Here is a 19,188-nt window from a genome sequence, read left to right as displayed (position 1 = left end):
GCCCTTAACGATCAACTAAACTACCCCTTTTTTAGCCTAAGTACAGATCCAAGAATTAATTTACCGGATTCGTATTAACTGCTTTTTCTTTAACTTCTGTTTTCGTTTCTACCCTAACTTCCACACCATATACCGCATTTCCATCTACACTTTCGGGAAATGTTGCAATAATCTGATTGTCTTGCCAGGAAGTAAGTGTTGGATCTGCAAAATAAGTTTTAGCTCCATTAATGATACGGTACATCCTTACCGAGCGCCTATCTTCAGTATTTCTTCCAAAGCCCGAGCCTGTTATCGTTACAGCCCTAATTCCCCTGCTCACTGTAAAATCGTTAATTACTACTTCCCTATGGAAAGCCGACGCAAAACTGCCCCATTTATTTCTCACCAGGATAACGTATGTATTTTTAAAGAACGTAAATGGTCCGCTTGTGGTAATCGTTGCCCTGTTACCCGAAACAGTTGTATTGTACGCGGTACCATCAATTGTAAATTGTAGGCTGGCATTTGGCGCTGTGGCATTGTAAAACTGTCCATCAACGGTAAAGGTGAAATTATACTGCCCGTTGGCTATAGGCGCAGCTGTAAATGTGGATGTTAAAATTGTAGGTTCTACGTAGGTAAATGTTAAGTTGCCATTAGGGTATGTGGCCTCTACGTTGTCTAAATAGATACGGATGCGCAATAAGTTTTCGGTACCGCTGAACGATGGTGCATTAAAAGTTATACTTCCGTTATCTATCGCGGTAACAGCTGCATTAAAAGTACCCACAACTACTTTTACGCGGCTGGCATCTGTGCCGAAATTTGCACCTTTCAACACGACCTGAGTACCATCAATACCTGATACATTTTTAACTACAGGATTTTCCTGTGTTAGGCTCCTGGCAATAATATTTTGTGCATAGGTAAACATTATGCCGTTGCTAACCACCCCGTCTACATTAACCGTAATATTACCTGTGGTAGAAGAAGGGATCCTCACTTTAACGTTGGTATTGGTATAATTTAACACGGTTGCCGGTACGCCGTTAAACGCTACTGTCGGTGCATTTGTACCATTAAAGTTAGTGCCATTTATGGTTAAGGTATCGTTGGCAAAGGCCGACGTTTTGCTTAGACCGGTAATAACCGGAGAAAACTTATAGGTAAAAGCAAGCGGGTTACTGTTTATGCCATCAACATTCACCAGCACATTACCACTGGTTGATGCTGGTACTTTTACCTCCATACTGGTAGCCGTAACCGATATAACTGGTGCCGTTACACCATTGAATGTAACCAAAGGATTTGGTGCGCCATCAAAATATTTACCGGTAAGGATTATGGTATCATCTACATAACCACTGGTTTTATTTAAGCTGATTATCTGAGGGATAAATTTAAAAACCGGGCCCTGCGAACTTATATTATTTGACACAACCGTAATGCGTCCGTTTTTCGCCTCGGGAATTGTGGCTCTTATCTGCGTAGCGGTAGATGAGTTGACTAAAGCCGGGGCACCATTAACATTTACGGTATTATTTGCCGAGATGGCACTAAACTTCCGACCGTTAATGGTAATTTCTGTACCAGCAATCCCGGTTAGCGGGGCAACGTCGAGTATTACGGGTGCATCATAATCATAGGTAAAAACAGGACCGGCGATATTCTCTCCATTAGCCAGTAAGGTTACGGTACCTGTTCCAGCTTCGGCAGGTACCCTGACCAAAACAACATTATTGGTTGATCTTTCTATGATCAGGCCGGCCTTTGTATTAAAAAAAGCTCTTAATTTTGCCGTATCAGCCGGAAAGTTTTTCCCGTAAATACGCACTTCGGTATTTTCTGTTCCGCGGGTTGGACTTATACTGTCAATTACCACAGCAATACCGGTTGGGTTAAATTCGTATTTTTTTGCACACTGCGAAAAAAAACATCCCAATAAAAACACCAGGAAACAATTTTTAAAATTTACCTGTACCATAGCTTTTAGTTTATTCTTTGCCATTAATTTCTTCTTATCGATTTTTCGATCCCTGGTTTACTTTCGCCGTTCCTGGTTTTTGCCACGATATGATAGGTATACAAAATGCCTTTTTGGGCTGTGGAATCGGTATAAAAAGTATACTGATTTACTTCGGTAATTTTTTTAAAGCCTACATCTGTTAGGGCTTTACGATAAATCACATTAATAACCTTGCTATCATCACCCTGTGGCCAGGAGATAAAAACACCCTCGGCCTTATTGGTAAGGTATAAATTGGCCGGAGGAGCCAAACTTGCCGAAGTTGGTACAGTGAGTTGCGTTAAAGGCGATAAAACGCTTTGCACATCTGAACCGTTTACCGAGGTAACACCATATTCGTAATCAGCACCTGGCCTAGCAGTTGTGTCGTTATAAAATGGCAGGTTTAAGGCTTGTTTATTAAGCAAAGTGAAAGTTTTATCACCCTTGGCCTTTCTGTAAATGCGGTAGCCAACAATGTCGTCGTATTTTTCGATCATATTCTCCCATTGCAGTTTCACAATAGATTCGGCAAAGCGAGCACTGATACCTGATGGATATTGCACAAATACGAGTTTTAGGGGTTTTATCATTGCGATATTAGATTCATCGCTCATTTTTTGCGAAAGGTTCATCAGTTTTACGGTATACAGATAGGTACTTTCACCATCTAAATTTTTAAGCGAATCGGTATACCGGTTACTGCGTAACGCCGGGGAGACGATCTGCATGTTATTTTTATTGGTTCCACGCAATACATAATAGGCAAACTGGTCTATTTCGGGGTTAAGTTCCCAGATCAGTTTTACCTGCGCGGTGCTATCCTGGTAAACTTTTAAGCCCTGTGGGGCAAACGGAATATCGCCTTTGTTTTTGATAGCCACATTTGTAGTTGCCGATGGCAGCAGCTTCCATCCTTTTGGCTGGATGATTAAAGGCCTTATCTGGTAGTAATAGATTACATTGGGCAGCACCGCTTTATCGTAATAAACACTATCGGTTGGCGAAATAGTGGCGACTTCTATAAATGCGTTATTGTTTTTTCTCGATTTTAAAATCTGGATACCGGTGTAAACACCCTCATTGGGTAACGCACGCCACGATAGCCACGCACCCTTTAACGAATCTTTTGCCTTAAAATCTGTGATACCCTTTACCGAGCTAAACGATTTGCTGATGGCAAAAGCGGTATCAGATGGTAAGCCCTGGTTGCCGGCAAAATCTTCGGGGATAATAAAATAATTAAAAAGATTACCCGGATTTACCCTTTCGGAAAAACTAGTTTTAGAGGTATCGCCAGAACTAAAAACAAAGCTGGTATTTATTGACTGGTACTTCTGTTCGTTGTTCGCTTTTCTGTAAACCTTTGCATAATAAACCGGACTGTTCAATGTTTTGCTCATCCAACTTGCCTGTACCAGACTATCGGTCGTACTTAAATTTTGGAGTTGATATTTAGGCATGGGTATCCTGGCGATATCAGCTGTTTTTTGGGTAAACAAAACCTCTTCTTTACCGTCATTATAAATCTTCATTACACGGTAAACCGTTTCCGCGGTATTATCCTTTATTTCTTTATCCTCCCAGGCCATACCGATCCCACTTAAAAAAGACTTAGATAAAAAGGCAAAACCTATTTTTTTAGGATCGCCGGCCCGAAGAAGCTGATATGCTTCATCATCGGTTTTAGCACTTAACAGGTTTTTTACCTCGGTGGCGGTAGCCTCACCAACGCGTTGGGCAAAACCGGCATAAGAACTGGGAAAAGTTACCGTGATAATTTTTTTAAAATTGCCCTTACCACTTGCATCCTTGTAAATATCGTACTGTTTTATTGCCGGCAAATAAGCATTGTATGAGTTTTCTGTCTGCCCCATCAAAACTCCACTAACACTATTTGGCCCGGGCATTACGTTGCCAAAGGGTACACCGGTAGGGGCCAACTTAGCTTGTTGTGCCTTAACCTGCATAATAAAGGCCAGAAAAATAATTAAAAATATAGTTTTCATATTGTTATAAATTATGGGCAAAATGGAGTACCACCAACAAAAGCGCTCAATTTCAGACCCCGTCTTTGAGAAAAACCAACTTCGGCACCGCCTTTGGCACAAAGTTTAAACCCTGCACAAAACGGTTTTATCGTCCAGTCGTTACAATCCGGGTTGCAACCACCTACTTTTAGGTATACACTACCTGCAGCTTTGCCGTTTATAAACCAGCCATCGCTGTCGTTGCGGCCTCCCATAAACTCGTAACAGGCATCGTATCCAAAACCGGCACAGGCAATACTAAATACACAGAATTCAAAACCGCCACCAAATCTTCCGCTCAGTCCGAACAGATAATTGCCTTCGGCAAAATTTAAGATTAACTTGGCATTTGATTCTGTGTAACACCAGAGTTTCGCGCTGGCAATTTTAAAATCGAAGCCAATGGGCCGCTCTTTAGGAATACCCATTTTTGCCGTAGTGTTTATATATACTCCCGAAAACATATCGCCCACGTAACGGGTATCAACGTTTCGAAAATAATAGCTGATCCTATCGGCCCGGGTTGATGGATTACGTACACCTATTCCCATTGCGAACTCACCGTTTGATTTAATTAAACCCAATAAATTTATATCCATAGCTGCGCCTATAAAGAGGTATTTATCATCATCTTTTAGACTGATGATCAAATCGCCCTGTAGTTTTGCGCTTGCCACACCTTTTATCGGTTCTATCTGTGCATCAACAGTTATACTAAAGGTAGATTGTGGGATATCAAGTTTAATACTGGCATCGGCCACATCCAGGGCGGTACCTACAATTAAATGGGCATAACCTTCTATTACCGGACCGCTGCTTACGGTAAGGCCAATAGGATCTAATTTTATGGCCGAGCCTAAATTGGCAATGGAGACTGCACCATTAATATTGATCATAAAATCTTTGGTAGCGGTATTATAGGCAAAACCTCCGCCAACACGTTCAATGGTTACAAAACCTATCGGGATCACTACACCAGCACTGAAACTTGCACCAAAATCTATCCCACCCTGAACTTTAAAGTAATGGAAATCGATACCGGCATTTATCGGCGTACCGGGTATACTTAATTTACCTGCACCTGCGAAGCCATTATCTTTTAACTCAACTTCTATATCGGTTTTTAAAACCGGAACATCTAATGAGGCTTTAATTTTACCTACCGATACATTTACTCCACCGCTAACCGCTTTAAAAGTAATATCGGCGGCCGTAAATTTTAATATCGGTACATCAACCGAGATAGCACCCTGCACACCTATGTAAGGCGTGCTGCTCACACTATTAAACTGTATAGCCTGTACCTTAATTTTGGCAAAAGCTAAACTGGCTTCGAAATCAACAGGTGCATCAACTAAAAATTTGCCACTGGTATGCACTTCAAAAACCGGGATATTGATTACCGAGGTAAGAAATTTTTCGAACTGTATTTTGCCAGAGCCGCCTAATTTATATACCCCAGATTGGTTAGGCACCTGCCCAAATGAAATCGGTGTATTGCCTTTCTTCAACCGAACAACATTAAAAATATTGATGCCCTCGGTAGGGATGGTAAAAGTCCCCCCAAACATCATATCCTTTGCCAGGGAAATGTTCGAAAATGATACGTTTGAGGTGCCTGAAGCAGGTACTTTTATTACCATATTGCCACCCAGTTTAAACCCATCCTCATTAAAGAGTAACGATGCAATACTGGCACTCCAATCCATTATTTTAATAGATGGCAGGTTGGTTTGGCCCAGTTTTACTGTTTTCACTGATAAATCTGCTCCGATATTAAATTCTTCTATGGTAAAAGATGCAGATTTAATGGGACCCAGATCTGGTGTATTCAGCTTGCCTTTTAAGTGTAGTCCATTATTATCGATAAAGGCTGCGGATGTTTCTACCGAGAGTTTAAAGCCGTAAATATCGCCTTGCCAATTACCTGCTGTTGATGAAATTTTATATTTTGGTGAACTTGCAGCGGTGTTATTAGATGTAAATACGACAACCTGCTGTGATGCTGAATTGTCCGGAACGAGAAAAACATCGGCAGTTTGTAAAGTCCATCCCCTACTGCCCTGTATTGCGCCCATATTGAGCGCCAATTGTCCGGTAATCTTACCACCATTATTCCCATCGCTTTCTACAGCTATGCCGTTGGCGGCTTTTAAGGTAACCGGTAAATAATTTAACAGTTTAAAAGGAATAGAAAGCTCATCGGTTACTATTTTGTTTCCCTCCGGGATGGCATTATTCTGCGCATCGAAACTGATCTTGATATTACTAAACCGCAATTGCGTTTTACTACTGCTTTTTAAATCGCTTAAGGATGGGTTTAAGTTTACAAAAGTTCCGCTTACCCGGTAGGAAGCCCCCTCAGCATCCATTTTATCTAATTCTACATCAAACCCCAGTATTTTGGCGATATTCCGCTCGCCACCACTGCCCAGTTCGAAATTCAACTGTTGTGGTGTAGTGCCTATGGTTACACTTTTGCTCTGTGCAATATAACCGGATTTTGATGCCTTAACCTGCAGCGCACCCTTAGGTACATACAACGTATATGCCCCGCTAGCATCGGTTGTGGCCTGCAGGTATGGCCTATCTTCTACTTTTACGATAGCTCCGTTTACAGCTGCATTGCCGCTTCTTACAAACCCACTTATTGCCGTTCCTTTTTGCAGTTTTATGGTTTTAACATTTTCTACACCATCTTCATTTACGAGTACACTTTGTTCGGTTATAATAAAAGCAGTACCTGCCTGTGGTGTGACCCTTACTGTTGCATTGCCGCCAAAGCCCTTATAAAACCATTCGCCTTTACTATCGGTTATACCTATGGTATCAAAAAGTGCAATGCTGGCATTGGCAATAGCGGTGTTTGCCTCATCAACAACTTTAAACCTTATTTTACCGACTTTTCTTTCCAAAAAGCCAATATCACCCAGATCAATTGTCTTTTTGCTGTTTGATCCATAGTTAGAACTGGTTAATGGGCTGTTAAAAACATCCGCCATTGCATCGCTTATGTCGAAGCTGGTCTGTTTAACCATATTATTCCCACTGGTTTTGGCTCCTGAAAAATCGAATGTTGTACCCCCTGCCGGGCTGCTTTTGGCCTGCATCTTTACGCCATCAAGTTTTAAACCGCCAATACCTGATGCACTGACCGCCGTATTGCTCTGCGCGCCGGCAACACCAAACAATGCAGGCGAAAAATTGCCGCCATTACTGGCTATTGACTGTTGCACAGTAGGGGTATTGACCAGCTGTGCAGTCAGGTCTATTGTATTTGCTACCGTATTTTGTGTATTTCGGTTATCGCCAAAGATGTTTTTGGTATCCACAATATGATTACCTGTTAAAACATTATTTGGCAATTCGGTTACCGCAAGGTTCCCCTGATCGATGGTTGGTTTTTTCGTTATTTCAGCAGGTATATTTACGGCTATGGTTTTACCTACATAACCCTCTTTCTCAATAACAAGCTGATGATCTCCGGGAAAATAGGTAGCTGTAAAAAGTCCCGTTTGCCCTGTTAAAATAATATTGGTGGAGCCTTTGAAATAAAGCCGTGCATTGTTTAAAGGTTTTTTATCTGCATCAACCACTCGGCCTACAATCTGTACCAGTTCTGGTTTTATCCTAAACGATACGTCTTTTTGTTCCCCGTCTACCAATCTGGCCACCACAATGGTATCGGCAGGATCTACTTTTAAATATTTAAATTGATTGGGCACTTTAATTAACCGTACCGTAAAAGTTGCGCCTTCTTTTAATTTTGGCAGGTTGCTGATCACATAATTGCCTGCGCTATCTGTGCGGGCACTATATGGTGCCAATTGGGTTTGCTCTTCAAAATTGGTCAGTGCATTACCGATAAAAGTGGCGCTGGCTTTAACACCTCCACCAAGGGCAGAGTTTAAAACATTTGAGGAATAAAAAGACGGGGAATTAGATGACAAAGCGGTGTTTGCCGAGCTTGTTGATGGCGATTGTGCCTGTACAACCATGTTATTATATGCCGCGAACTGCGTATTTAGCTGGGCGCTGTACGGCTGCTGGTTTCCTAAAACTGCACTCAACCCGGTTTGGTTGGTTGCGCCGACCAATATATCTTCTTTTTTAAACTCGACCCGGACTATGGCATTTTTCACCGATGCAAAACCATTATCCAAAGAAAGCTGTACACTACCTATTACAGATGGTGGCGATGCCGTTAAAGTATATGTTGGCTTCACATTTAAAACTTTATCTGGGCTTAAATCATAATGCGCTACCTTTAAACTACCGGTTTTTTTATCAATCTGCCCGTTTGCGCTAATTTCTACCATATATTGGGCATCATAGAATAAACGCGAAAATTTTATCAGACCGGCAGTTTTTACATTTACACTATCAGTAGCCACCAATACCATTTTCTTGCCATTGATGGTTATTTTCTGTTTTGCCTCCGGGGCAAGGTTGCCATCAAAAGCTAAATATGGATTAGCCATTGAGGCTGATTCTTCACGATAGATTTTAACTTTCAGATTTTTATTGTCGCCAGCATTTATTTCTGGCATTTCTATGGTGGGCGTATAGCGGTAGGTATTGGCCAGACAAATTATCTCGCCCAAATCCAGATCAGGGTTTTTAAGCGAATCGGCCGGTAAAATTTTAGTTTCCTCTAAATCGCCCTGCGTAACCACTACTTTTATCTGTTTATAGTTGTTCCCTCCGGTATAGTTTAAATCGGCAAAGTTAATATCGAAATTTCCATTTGCATCGGTACGGCCGGAAGCGATTAAATCTTTCTCTTTCGGGTAAGCAATTATAGGGCTTGCACCAGATGCTTTTGCAGGTGCGGTGTTGTCCTTTCCGCTGTTGGCTGCTGCATTATTTTCTTTGGATTGATTTAAATTATTCCCGGGCTTATTATTTTGCGGTTTGGGCACAATACCAAATTGCGAGTTGCTTTGTTCCTGCTTTTCATTTTTCTCTTTTTGAACTTCTGTTTGGTGCGGATTTAAGATCCTAACGGTTTCAACGGGAATGCCTATGATTTTTACTACAGCATTGGCCAGTGGGATTTTATTGTTTGCAGAGATTGCAGATGTGGCATCAATTGAATAATCGTATTTTTGATAGCCCGATGCGAAGATAAATGAGCTTGCCGTTTTTTCTTCGGCAACTTTTTGCACCGCACTCATTGTATTGCCCTTATTATCGGTAACCACCCGGGCAAATAGGGTTCCATCAGTGGACATTGCATTTAAGAGGTTATTTTTATTATCCGTTAGCGGGTTTGCTGCACCATAGACTAATCCGCCCATGGGAACTCCATTATTACTGCCGCCAGCTACCGTTTTATTGCCCGTTTGCACGGCTGTATTCCCCAAAACCGGGGTCAAATTACTGTTGTATGCACTATTATTACTTAAAGTGGCATTAAAACTGGGAATTGTAACGTTTGCGGCACCAATACTGCCCAGCATGGAGCCGCTTTTGTAGCTTTCTTCGCTTGCCTTAAATGCCCATAGTGCTCTGCCCTTTATAGAATTTGTAGTAAGCGGTTTTTTCGGTTTCGAAGCAGTATCTGCCGTTTTTTTTCCCGGGCCGTTTTTAACCAGATCGCCAACAAAAGAAAAGGCTACAACCTGGCTGTTGCCATTGTTCCTGAAAGTATAGCTATTATTTGGATCGAAAGCACTGATAACCAAGGCATAACGCCTACCCGGGGTAAATTGCGGGTCGGCAGGATTATATACATAAACGTTTCCCATAACCTCTTTTTCGAAGAAATAAGGTGGCAGGGCGGTCATCACCGCATCGTTGGGATTGCGGTTGCCAATCACTTCTATCATCCGTATTTTATACTTTACCGATGGTGGTGCGCCTGGAGGAGTTGTCCAATTTATGGTAAAAACTTTTCCGTTTACATTGTTTAATTCATCGCCATCGGCAGGACGTATAATTAGTGGTGGTTCTATGCTACTTATCGTAAAACGGTTGCTACAGCCCGTAGGTTCCTCCCCGCTTATTGGCAAATTGGTATTATAATCGTAGGCACGCATACAAACCTGGTAACTACCCTCCGGCAAACCGTTTCCACGTATAAACTCGCCTTTGGTAATGCCGGTATAGGTAAGCTGGTTATAATCGAACAGGGTAACCAGATCGGCCCCATTTAAATTTCTTACCTGCCCCGGGGTTAACGTTATTGCCGATGGACTTTTATAATTTTGACCTACCTCCAACCTTATCCCATTATCGCCGACAACAGACGCCCTTAACTGTACATTCTGTGTAGCCGTTGATTGGTTAACCAGTGTAATTAAAACCTGCTGTGGTTTACTCTCGTAATCGGTAATACGGGTTGGATAAGGTGGCAATATCCTTATCGATATACTTACCTGAGCATTTACCCGGCTTAAGGAAAATAGCAAGATCAAGGATGCATGTAAAAGGAAATATAATTTTTTCATCAGTATATAATTTAGTTTCAATTGTGATGAAGCTATCAGATTTATTCATCCCCTGTGGGGTTTGAAAAATCATGATGGTTTCATAACGTTAAAATTTTAATTGGTAAGCCAGTTCACCGCGCATCTCTGTATATTTTTGTTGTAGGCCAGTTGTATTTTTTGGGTCGTTGCGTAATAGGTACAGCCCAAAATCAAGTGTATGCCGTCTATAAACCGTGTATTTTGCATTTATAGAACTGTTAAAAATCAAACTTCTGCCCTCAGGCTGTTTACCGAAAGTGATCGAATGGTTGGTATAGGCCCTCAGCATAGATTTAAGCAAAACCACATCTCCACCGAACGAAATACCAGTATAGGTCTGGTCGGTACCCATACCCTTCAACCGTGTGGCATTGAGGCTGGTATTCAGGTTAAAACCATCTTTTAAAAAACCAATATTATAATTAAAGAAAAACTGCTGTGTATCCATATTTCTACTAATGGCTGCATCAGCAAAAAACTGGTTAAAATCGTTCAGGTTGCTCAGTGTCGCAGCGGCAGAAAGTGTATGGCTATATTTATCGGTGGTAAGCACATACCTTGGCATAATGCTATACATTTGTGTGGTCTGCACAATTCTAAGGGAATCGGCAAAGCGGACCGTGTTAGGGCTTTGGTTATTGGCGTAGTTGCTGTAGCTTAAATCGAAACCCAGTTTATCGTTCAGTTGCAAACTGGCATTCCCCGCTCCGATAAACCTTTTGTTGGTTGCATTTTTTTGATTTTGTAAATTATCTTTTTGCAGGCCAATGCTACCGGAAAAGTTCAGCCTGTTTTTCCATGCAATAAATGATGGTGTTATCGTCCACGCCTCAATATCAGAGGTAATAAAGTACGCGCCCATCGATTTAAATTCAGGATCGATGCGTTTATAGTTTACTTTCAGTCCGTACTTTTTATCCCGATACCCGACCCCAACACTAAATGCGGTATACAGTTCGCTGGTAGCATTTATAGGCGCAAATTTTTTCAGTGTTTTTAGTATCGGATCATTCAAAGAATCGATAGGTATAGTTGTATATAAATTCCGGGTATATAAACTTGCCGCCGCCTCACTTTCGATCAAAAAATATTTTAAAAATGTAAGCTGCCCTCTATAGCCCAAAACGGTATTCCCGGCAGGTGCGGTATTAAAACTTGTTATCTGCCTACTCCTGTCAAAACCGGTACTGTCATCTTTTGCTTTTAGGTAATTAATATCGAAATAGCTTTTTTCTGTACCATAGCCTACTTTTATGGCATAACCTTTACGGGTGAAAGATTGCGGTACCAGCGCCTGGGTCAGTGTATCTATTGCTGTGGCCTTGTTTAACCTGCCATACATAAAACCAAGTCTAAACTTTTTTGGCGTGAGTTCTACTCCTGCTCCAAGCATGGTATGGCCGCCCAGGGTATATGGCGAAAAGCTTACATTGCGATAGCCCGCATGCAGGGTGATCCATTTATAAGTTGGACTTAAACCGAATTGGTTGAAGGGCTGTTGAAAGCTGGTATGTTTATCGGTATAACTGATACTAAAAGGTACGTCCCAGCCATAGATACTTACGGTTGGGCTACCACTTACTATCAGCGCAAAAGGGTTACGCCGATCGGCTGCACCGCTCATCTGGTAGCCTATGGTCCGTACCTCCAATGCACCGTTAAATGTGAAAGGTTTCTGATTTTTGATATCATTTAAATTTTGGGCACCAACCAGTATCGGCGCCAACATAAATGCAAAAAATATGTTTACCAGCTTTATCACTACGTATTGCTTTAGTTTATAAATTACTGTTATGGGGGCCCTTTTTGGATAAAAGAACCTGCTACATCAATAAATTTACGACCTCAATAACGCAATTGGCCGGCTAATGAGCGAACAGGGACTATGGTCTGGTGAACTACGTGTTTTACTTAGTTAATGATCAAATGCCCATAAAACCCTTCTCATTTCAAAAAATATGATCAGAAAAATCTGGGGCATTGCAGCTAAATTTTCAGAATTCAATATCAATTTAAAGGACCTGGGTATTTTCCTGGTTAATCCACAGCTTAATATCCGCGCTCAGCGGAACTACGGTTATAGACAAGAATGAAACTTGTAATTTTAAGTTTTAAGGTAGAGATTGCGCTTTATGCAGGTCAGCGTTCAATGAACTGCGTAACCGCTTTCGATTTTAAATTGGAGATATATCGGATGACCGGGTTAACGTTCCAGAAATATGACTGAACGCCCATTTTCAGATATGGACAGCGGGACTAATTAAAAATGACTTCAGATTATAGATTGTCTCATCTGCAGATCTGTAATTCAAAATAACGGATATTTCCGCATACATGTACGGGCTGGATAAAGTACCTGTTAAAACAATTTTTGAAGTAATATTTCCTTTTTTTGTATAGATACTTCTATTTCAGTACCATCAGATAGTTCAATGGTTCCACCGTCACCTTTGCGATATTTGACCACATAGCTTAAATTGATAATTACTGAGCGGTTAATTCTGGTAAAGAACTCGTCGTCCAATATCGCTTCAAACTCCTTAAGGGTTTTAGAGACCACAATCTTTTTGTTGTCGGCCAATATGAATACGCTGTAGTTACTCATCGCTTCAACCCTGATAATATTGGTTTTATCGACAATATAAACGCCTTCGGCGGTAGTTAATGCTAATCTATTGCTATTAACTTTCTCTTTTTTTGACGATCTGTAGTTGGATTTTTCGATTACCCGCTTTCTTAACCTAACGATCGCGGTTTTCAGCTCTTCCTCATCAATTGGTTTAAGTAGATAGTCAACCGCACTTAAACGCAGTGCCTCTAAAGTATAGCTGTCATAAGCGGTCGTAAAAATAACTTCGAAATTAAAGGTTCCCAGGCGTTCTAAAAACTGAAAGCCATTCATACCCGGCATTTCCACATCCAAAAACAGAACATCCGGAGAAAGCTGGGTAATAGCAGCCAGGGCTTTCGCAGGCTCGTTAAAAACGCCTACAACCTGAAGCTCATCTTCAAAAGATTCTAGTTTATGGCCCAGCAATTTGCTGCCCCTGATTTCGTCGTCTAAAATTACCGCTTTTAACATGGTGTAAATATCTATAGCTAATTTCGCCTTTTAATTGTTCCCGGGCAAACTCTTTTTTATTGCAGAAGCGGTCAGGTTTATCCGACAGCTTTTGTGAAACCCTTATTGCCTGGCGGCAAGAAACCGATTTATTTTCGTCTATATTATATTTGCCTGCTATGGCCACAATACATTTATCGAAATCTTCGCCAACCACTTTGGCGCTATTGTTCCAATCGATAGTGCCGGGTACTTTAATATTGCGGCAGCATATCCATTGGCGGCTGCCTTTTCGCAGATTTCAGTTTCAGCCCCACCGGTTAAGCCTCCTTCCATGGGATTGTTCTCATCATTACCACTACCCATTACCAAAAATACCTTTAAAGGTTGTAGCATTTTTTTCTGTAAAAATTTTATAGGTAATGCCATTGACTGTTTCTACCACCTCTTTCAGGTTGCCTTTAACTACTTCCTTTTCTTCAGTTGTTTTATCTTTTTTACAGAAGAAAACAATCAGGAGGAAACAGGCTATCATTAAACTGATTTTTTTCATGGTTTTAATTTACATGGATATAATTAGATTATCGTTTTGCCGGTACAATATTAGAAGAACCTACAGTGTTATTTTTCGGGAATGATTGGAGGACAACTCTCAATGAGCGGGAGATCTTTTATGATGAGGGAGCTTGGGTGCCTCACAGATCATGTTGGCTCAAAAGCTGATATACATGAAAGGAATGCCCGATTAAGGGCGCTTTTAAACCCGTGTTATGCGAACATGCCTTTTAAATGAGCGAATAGGTCTTTTCATTTAGCGAACGATAAAAGAAATATGTGCCATTATCAGTTATTTTGAACAGATATGATAACGATGGTGGACAGCTCGGTAAAATTTATCCTTTGTTCCCTTTTTCTTTGTTCCGCAAAGGGAAAAGGTCTTGCCCATGAAAAAATAAAGAGTTAGCCTCTAAAATCGGGTATAAACACGGAGTGATGTTATGCATCAATGATATTGCCACCATACAATTAAACGTTAGACGTCGGCAAAAACGGCGAAGCCATAAAAAATCAAAAAAAGCGCTGGCTTCAGCACAGAAATTAGAGGGATCGAGGAAAATCGATAGGTATACAGTCTATCCGGGAAAGAATAGAAATGATTAACTTGCAGAATCAAAACGGCACTGCCATTTTTTTAGACAATCTGAGGAAGCCGGAAAGGGAACCGTTGCAATACTTTGTCTGCCAAACTATAACCTGGCTGCCTGACCCAATTAACGCTTACGATACGCCACATAATACGATTAAATGAAAATTCGAACTGGCCTATATCTTATTTTAATCTTATTTAGCCTGAGGGTAAGCGGACAGTCTTTTCCCAACCTAAAATTTAACCAGCTCACAGTAAGGGAAGGATTGAGCACCAATGCCGTAAAATGTACCTATGAAGATAAAAACGGGATTATCTGGATAGCAACCAGCAAAGGATTAAACCGCTATGATGGCACAGGGATAAAAGAGTTCAGGCATTTGGTTAGTGATAGCACCTCCATCTGTAGTGATGCATTGGTTTACATCGCGGGTGATCCGGAAGAGCATTTATGGTTAGGTACGATAAGGGGACTATCGCGGTTTGATCCAAGGACCGGAAAAGCTGTTAATTTTTTTCATGACGCCAATAACAAAAACAGTTTGGCCAGCAATTGGAACTGCATACCCTTTTTTGATAGCAAGGATAGGTTATGGGTTGCGACCGGTGCCGGTGTGCAGTTCTTTGATTATAAAAAAAATATTTTCACGACCTATCTCCCGCCAGCAGTAAGTGGGGCACAAGAAGACTACAATTCATTTAACGTGATTAAAGAAGACAGGGAACATCGACTATGGGCACTGGGAGCCTATGGCCTGTACCTGATTGATGAAAAAAATCAAAAATTGATCCCTTATCATGAAAAGGATTATAGTATTACCCTCCATCAGGCTACAAATGGTACAATCTATCTGGGGCAGGGAGACGGCGGTCTTAAAAGTTTTGATCCGAAATACCGCATGCTTAAGCCTGTGGTTTCGACCTTTTTCAACAAACCCAATACCAGGGTAAACGATATAATTGAGTGGACGGATAACCACCGGAATAACTGGCTATGTATTGCAGCCAGTGGAGGCTTTGTACTAAAGGATTTTAAAAGCAACAGGCTAAAAGAATACGTGTCCGATATTTTAAATCCCGCTTCTCTAAACGCATTTAACATCTATCATATTGCAAAAGACAGGCAAAACCGGTTATGGCTATCAACAGATAACGGGATCAGTATTATCGACCCCAACCTTCAGAATTTTGAAAACATCCCTTTGTACCAGCAGCTAAAATTAAACAATCCCAAGCTTTTCGGGCTGCCCAATAACATGCTCGAAACCAAAGACCGTTTTTATATCACAGGCTACTATGCAAAAGGTATTTATGTATTTGATAAAAACTGGCATTTTTTGTCGCATATTTTGCAAATACCCGAAAATGCCAAAAGTGCGCTCAGCAAATCAATAAACAGTATTTACCAGGACGATAAAAAGAATTTTTGGTTCAGCACAGATTCAGGTCTGGTTAAAAAAACGGGTTCTCAGTACAAGCTCTATTTCCCGCCGATAGATCTGAGCAATAAAGACAACCTTGCCGTATCAAAAATCTATAAAAGGAAAGACGGCCAATTTTGGATAAGGGCCAGGCAGAATGGCATTTACCTCTTTAACCCTGTCAAGGGAACATTCATTAAACAGTACAAACCGGATGGTAAAAGCATAGATGGTGCAGTATATTCTTGCCTAATGGATAAGGAAGGTGATTTTTGGATAGGTGCCACCAAGGGTATCAGCCGTTATGTTCCTTCAAAAGATGCTTTTAATAAAATTGCCGTTAAAGGTATAGATGGAAAAGAACGTGAGATCAGTTGGGTAACCGACATTACAGAAGACAGAGAAAAAACGATATGGGCCGTATCGGATGCTGGCCTGATCAAGATCAACAAAACAAGTGGAACCGGATTGCTGATCGACACCAGATCAGGGCTGCCGGAAAATTACCTCAAAAGGATATTGATAGATACGCTCGGCAATTTATGGATCCCCTCACAACAAGGCATCATCAAATACGATAGGAAAAAGACATTTACCTTTTTTAACATCAATAACGGCCTTCCTTTCCAATACGAAGGGCATGGTTTTTTTGAAATTGACAGAACAGGCAATTTCCTGTTGAGCTTCAGTGGTTTTGTAACCCGCTTTAATCCTTATCATGTCAAAACAAATACGGCCATTCCACGGGTTATTTTTATGGATATAAGTGCTGATGGCCATGAAAAGACGGTGCAGGTAAGCGATAAAGAAAAGCACATTACACTTGAGGCAGGAACCAAAATCGTTAATATCCACTTTGCCACTACTAATTTTACGGCACCTCAAGAGAACAGGTATTTCTATAAGATAGGCAAAAATGCGCACTGGCAGCAGGTAAAGAATGGCGACATTGCTCTGGGAAGCATGGCCAACGGCAGGTATGAACTCTATATAAAAGGCTGCAATAACGACGAGGTGTTCAGCTCGGAAGAAAGCCTTTTTATTACCGTTTTGCCCTATTGGTATGAAACAAATCTGTTTACTATTTTATGTATTATCGCCATAATGGCGCTTATTCTTTTTTTATGGCGGAGACGCATTAGCTATATCCGTAAACAGTTCAGTTTTAAACAGCGCCTGTCAGAGAGCGAGTTAAAGGCAGTCCGTGCACAAATGAACCCGCATTTCATTTTCAATGTGCTCAATTCAATAGAGTCGTACATTATGGAAAACGACAAAAAAATGGCATCTCGGCTGATCCAGAAATTTGCCGGGCTAAGCCGGTTGATACTCGAAAATTCAACGAAAAGTCTGGTTACGGCAGACCGGGAGTGGAAGGCCATAGAACTCTACACCGAATTGGAGGCCATGCGATATAACCATGCATTCATTTACGATTTTGACCTTGATAAGCATATTGAACTCAAAAAACTCTTGTTACCGCCAATGCTTATTCAGCCTTTAATAGAAAATGCAATTTTGCATGGCCTCATTATAGACAATCAGCCCGGTGCGAAACTTAAAGTAAGTTTGAGGCAGGGCGAGGAGAAGATTTGTATTACGGTAGAAGATAACGGCAAGGGCTATCATCCTGCACAGCAAAAAAACCTAAAAATGGGAATCAAGGAAAAATCAATGGGCATCGATTCCATTCTGGAGCGGATAGAAATCATCAATTTTCAAAATCAAACGAACTTGGCAAATTTCAATATCCGTGCAGGAGATGATGGCAAGGGAACAATTGCAACATTATGCCTACCAATTCAATATTTACCTAAGTACAGTTGAAAGTTTTGGGGGAATGTTATCATTTACTTTATCACCAGCACCATACTCCTTCAGACGATGGAGCTCCTGAATAACATTCAGATAGGCAGCGTTTTCGTTGGTCCGGTCAGCTATAGCTTTTCCGTGCTTCGCACAGCTTTCATTTTCCAAACGGAGAAGAATGCCAGCCACAAGGCTGGGTAATAACCGGCACAATGATTAATTTCTGCTGCGCCTTAGCAAATTCTATTTCATAACAATAGTTGGAATTTAGATAATCAGGACTGACTAGGCTATAAAGATTTCTGCGGCAATAAGCTCCCGGCTGATTTCCCTCGTTCAGATCGCCACTGGTAAGAATATCACACATTCTAATAACGACACTATAACTGGTTTTTACAAAAACTGCATTGTAGCGCTTAAAATAATTGCATTCCGGCTAATAATTTATATTTTAGCCCATTCAATAACCTAATTAACTTCACATCCCATGCCCATACTTCCGGAAAGCGGTTCAATGGCGAGCTCCCCTGAAACTAAGGGTAAGGCTTTTGAACTGGCTTTTGAAAAATATTGGGCCCAGCTCTATCACCATGCCCTGCGAAAGCTTAATGATCAGGACCTGGCCGAAGACCTGATACAGGAATGTTTTGTCGTACTGTGGAACAATGGAGAGATGTTAGCGAAGGAAGATGAACTTCAGGCGTATCTTTATGGAGTACTGCGTCATAAAATTCTTGACGTTTACAGAAAGGATGAAGTTCGTTTGCGTTACGCAGATGGTTTCGCCAAAAAACCACAAAACTATGCTTTGGCAGCCGATGAACAAATGATTGTGGGCGAACTGCAAAAAATCATTGACGATGAACTTGCCCTGATGCCACCACGGATGGTCGAAATTTATCACCTCAAACGTGAACTCAAACTTTCTATATCGCAAATTGCCCAACAATTGGGTATATCAGAGCAAACCGTAAAAAACCAGAGCCACCGTGCGGCTGAACGTTTAAAACAGCGGATTATCGCTTACGATTCTTCGCTTTTAATGCTCGCAATCTCGATGCTTTTAAGAATAAAAGCATAACATCTCCTTACAACCATTGCTTCTCATAAAAACCTTCATTCAATATTATTTTTTAGTTGAAGTAGGTTAATTCTAATCAATCCGATATAATTTAAGTTTTTTTCAACTTTCTAAAAAAAACAATAAATGGATGGTACTTTTTAAACCAATAAACGATATACCTTAAAACCTATAGAAAA

At 41.0% G+C, this 19,188-nt stretch carries 10 protein-coding genes; 3 read left to right on the top strand and 7 right to left on the bottom strand.

What is annotated here, in order from left to right:
* Positions 1–55: 55 nt before the first annotated feature.
* From ACTJKN_RS10490 to ACTJKN_RS10475, 4 genes are all read right to left on the bottom strand, one after another.
* Positions 56–1,990: an IPT/TIG domain-containing protein gene (locus ACTJKN_RS10490; RefSeq protein ID WP_440824746.1), complete on the bottom strand. Its 1,935-nt coding sequence runs from the start codon at positions 1,988–1,990 to the stop codon at positions 56–58.
* Positions 1,990–3,996 carry a fibronectin type III domain-containing protein gene (locus ACTJKN_RS10485; RefSeq protein ID WP_440824744.1) on the bottom strand — a complete coding sequence of 669 codons (2,007 nt, stop codon included), beginning with the start codon at positions 3,994–3,996 and terminating at the stop codon, positions 1,990–1,992. The genes ACTJKN_RS10490 and ACTJKN_RS10485 overlap by 1 nt, the downstream gene beginning before the upstream one ends.
* An 11-nt stretch (positions 3,997–4,007) precedes the next feature.
* Entirely contained in the window at positions 4,008–10,469 is a 6,462-nt protein-coding gene (locus ACTJKN_RS10480; protein ID WP_440824743.1) for a carboxypeptidase regulatory-like domain-containing protein, read from the bottom strand.
* An 88-nt stretch (positions 10,470–10,557) separates the two neighbouring features.
* On the bottom strand, positions 10,558–12,219 hold the full coding sequence (locus ACTJKN_RS10475; RefSeq protein ID WP_440824741.1) for a hypothetical protein: 1,662 nt from the start codon (positions 12,217–12,219) through the stop codon (positions 10,558–10,560).
* 229 nt (positions 12,220–12,448) lie between these two features.
* Between ACTJKN_RS10475 and ACTJKN_RS10470 the strand changes: the two genes are divergently transcribed.
* The gene (locus ACTJKN_RS10470) at positions 12,449–12,583 is read left to right on the top strand and encodes a hypothetical protein (RefSeq protein WP_440824739.1); all 135 of its coding nucleotides are present in this window, start codon (positions 12,449–12,451) and stop codon (positions 12,581–12,583) included.
* 266 nt (positions 12,584–12,849) lie between these two features.
* On the opposite strand, the gene ACTJKN_RS10465 is transcribed toward ACTJKN_RS10470, so the two are convergent.
* From ACTJKN_RS10465 to ACTJKN_RS10455, 3 genes are all read right to left on the bottom strand, one after another.
* Positions 12,850–13,572, bottom strand: coding sequence for a LytR/AlgR family response regulator transcription factor (locus ACTJKN_RS10465; RefSeq protein ID WP_057935275.1), 723 nt, complete (start codon positions 13,570–13,572; stop codon positions 12,850–12,852).
* 156 nt (positions 13,573–13,728) lie between these two features.
* Positions 13,729–13,947: a hypothetical protein gene (locus tag ACTJKN_RS10460; protein WP_440824736.1), complete on the bottom strand. Its 219-nt coding sequence runs from the start codon at positions 13,945–13,947 to the stop codon at positions 13,729–13,731.
* Positions 13,910–14,104 (bottom strand): hypothetical protein, encoded by a 195-nt coding sequence (locus ACTJKN_RS10455; RefSeq protein WP_440824735.1) that lies wholly within the window; start codon positions 14,102–14,104, stop codon positions 13,910–13,912. Before ACTJKN_RS10455 ends, ACTJKN_RS10460 begins: the two co-directional genes overlap by 38 nt.
* 752 nt (positions 14,105–14,856) lie before the next feature.
* Between ACTJKN_RS10455 and ACTJKN_RS10450 the strand changes: the two genes are divergently transcribed.
* Positions 14,857–17,946 (top strand): ligand-binding sensor domain-containing protein, encoded by a 3,090-nt coding sequence (locus ACTJKN_RS10450; RefSeq protein WP_440824733.1) that lies wholly within the window; start codon positions 14,857–14,859, stop codon positions 17,944–17,946.
* Between the two features lie 469 nt (positions 17,947–18,415).
* Positions 18,416–19,009, top strand: coding sequence for an RNA polymerase sigma factor (locus tag ACTJKN_RS10445; protein WP_440824730.1), 594 nt, complete (start codon positions 18,416–18,418; stop codon positions 19,007–19,009).
* The last annotated feature ends 179 nt before the right edge of the window (positions 19,010–19,188 follow it).

This window comes from Pedobacter sp. 22163 (genome assembly GCF_052045595.1).
Lineage (GTDB): Bacteria > Bacteroidota > Bacteroidia > Sphingobacteriales > Sphingobacteriaceae > Pedobacter.
Note: the sequence above shows the minus strand (reverse complement) of the source record. Positions and strands in the feature narration are given on the sequence as shown.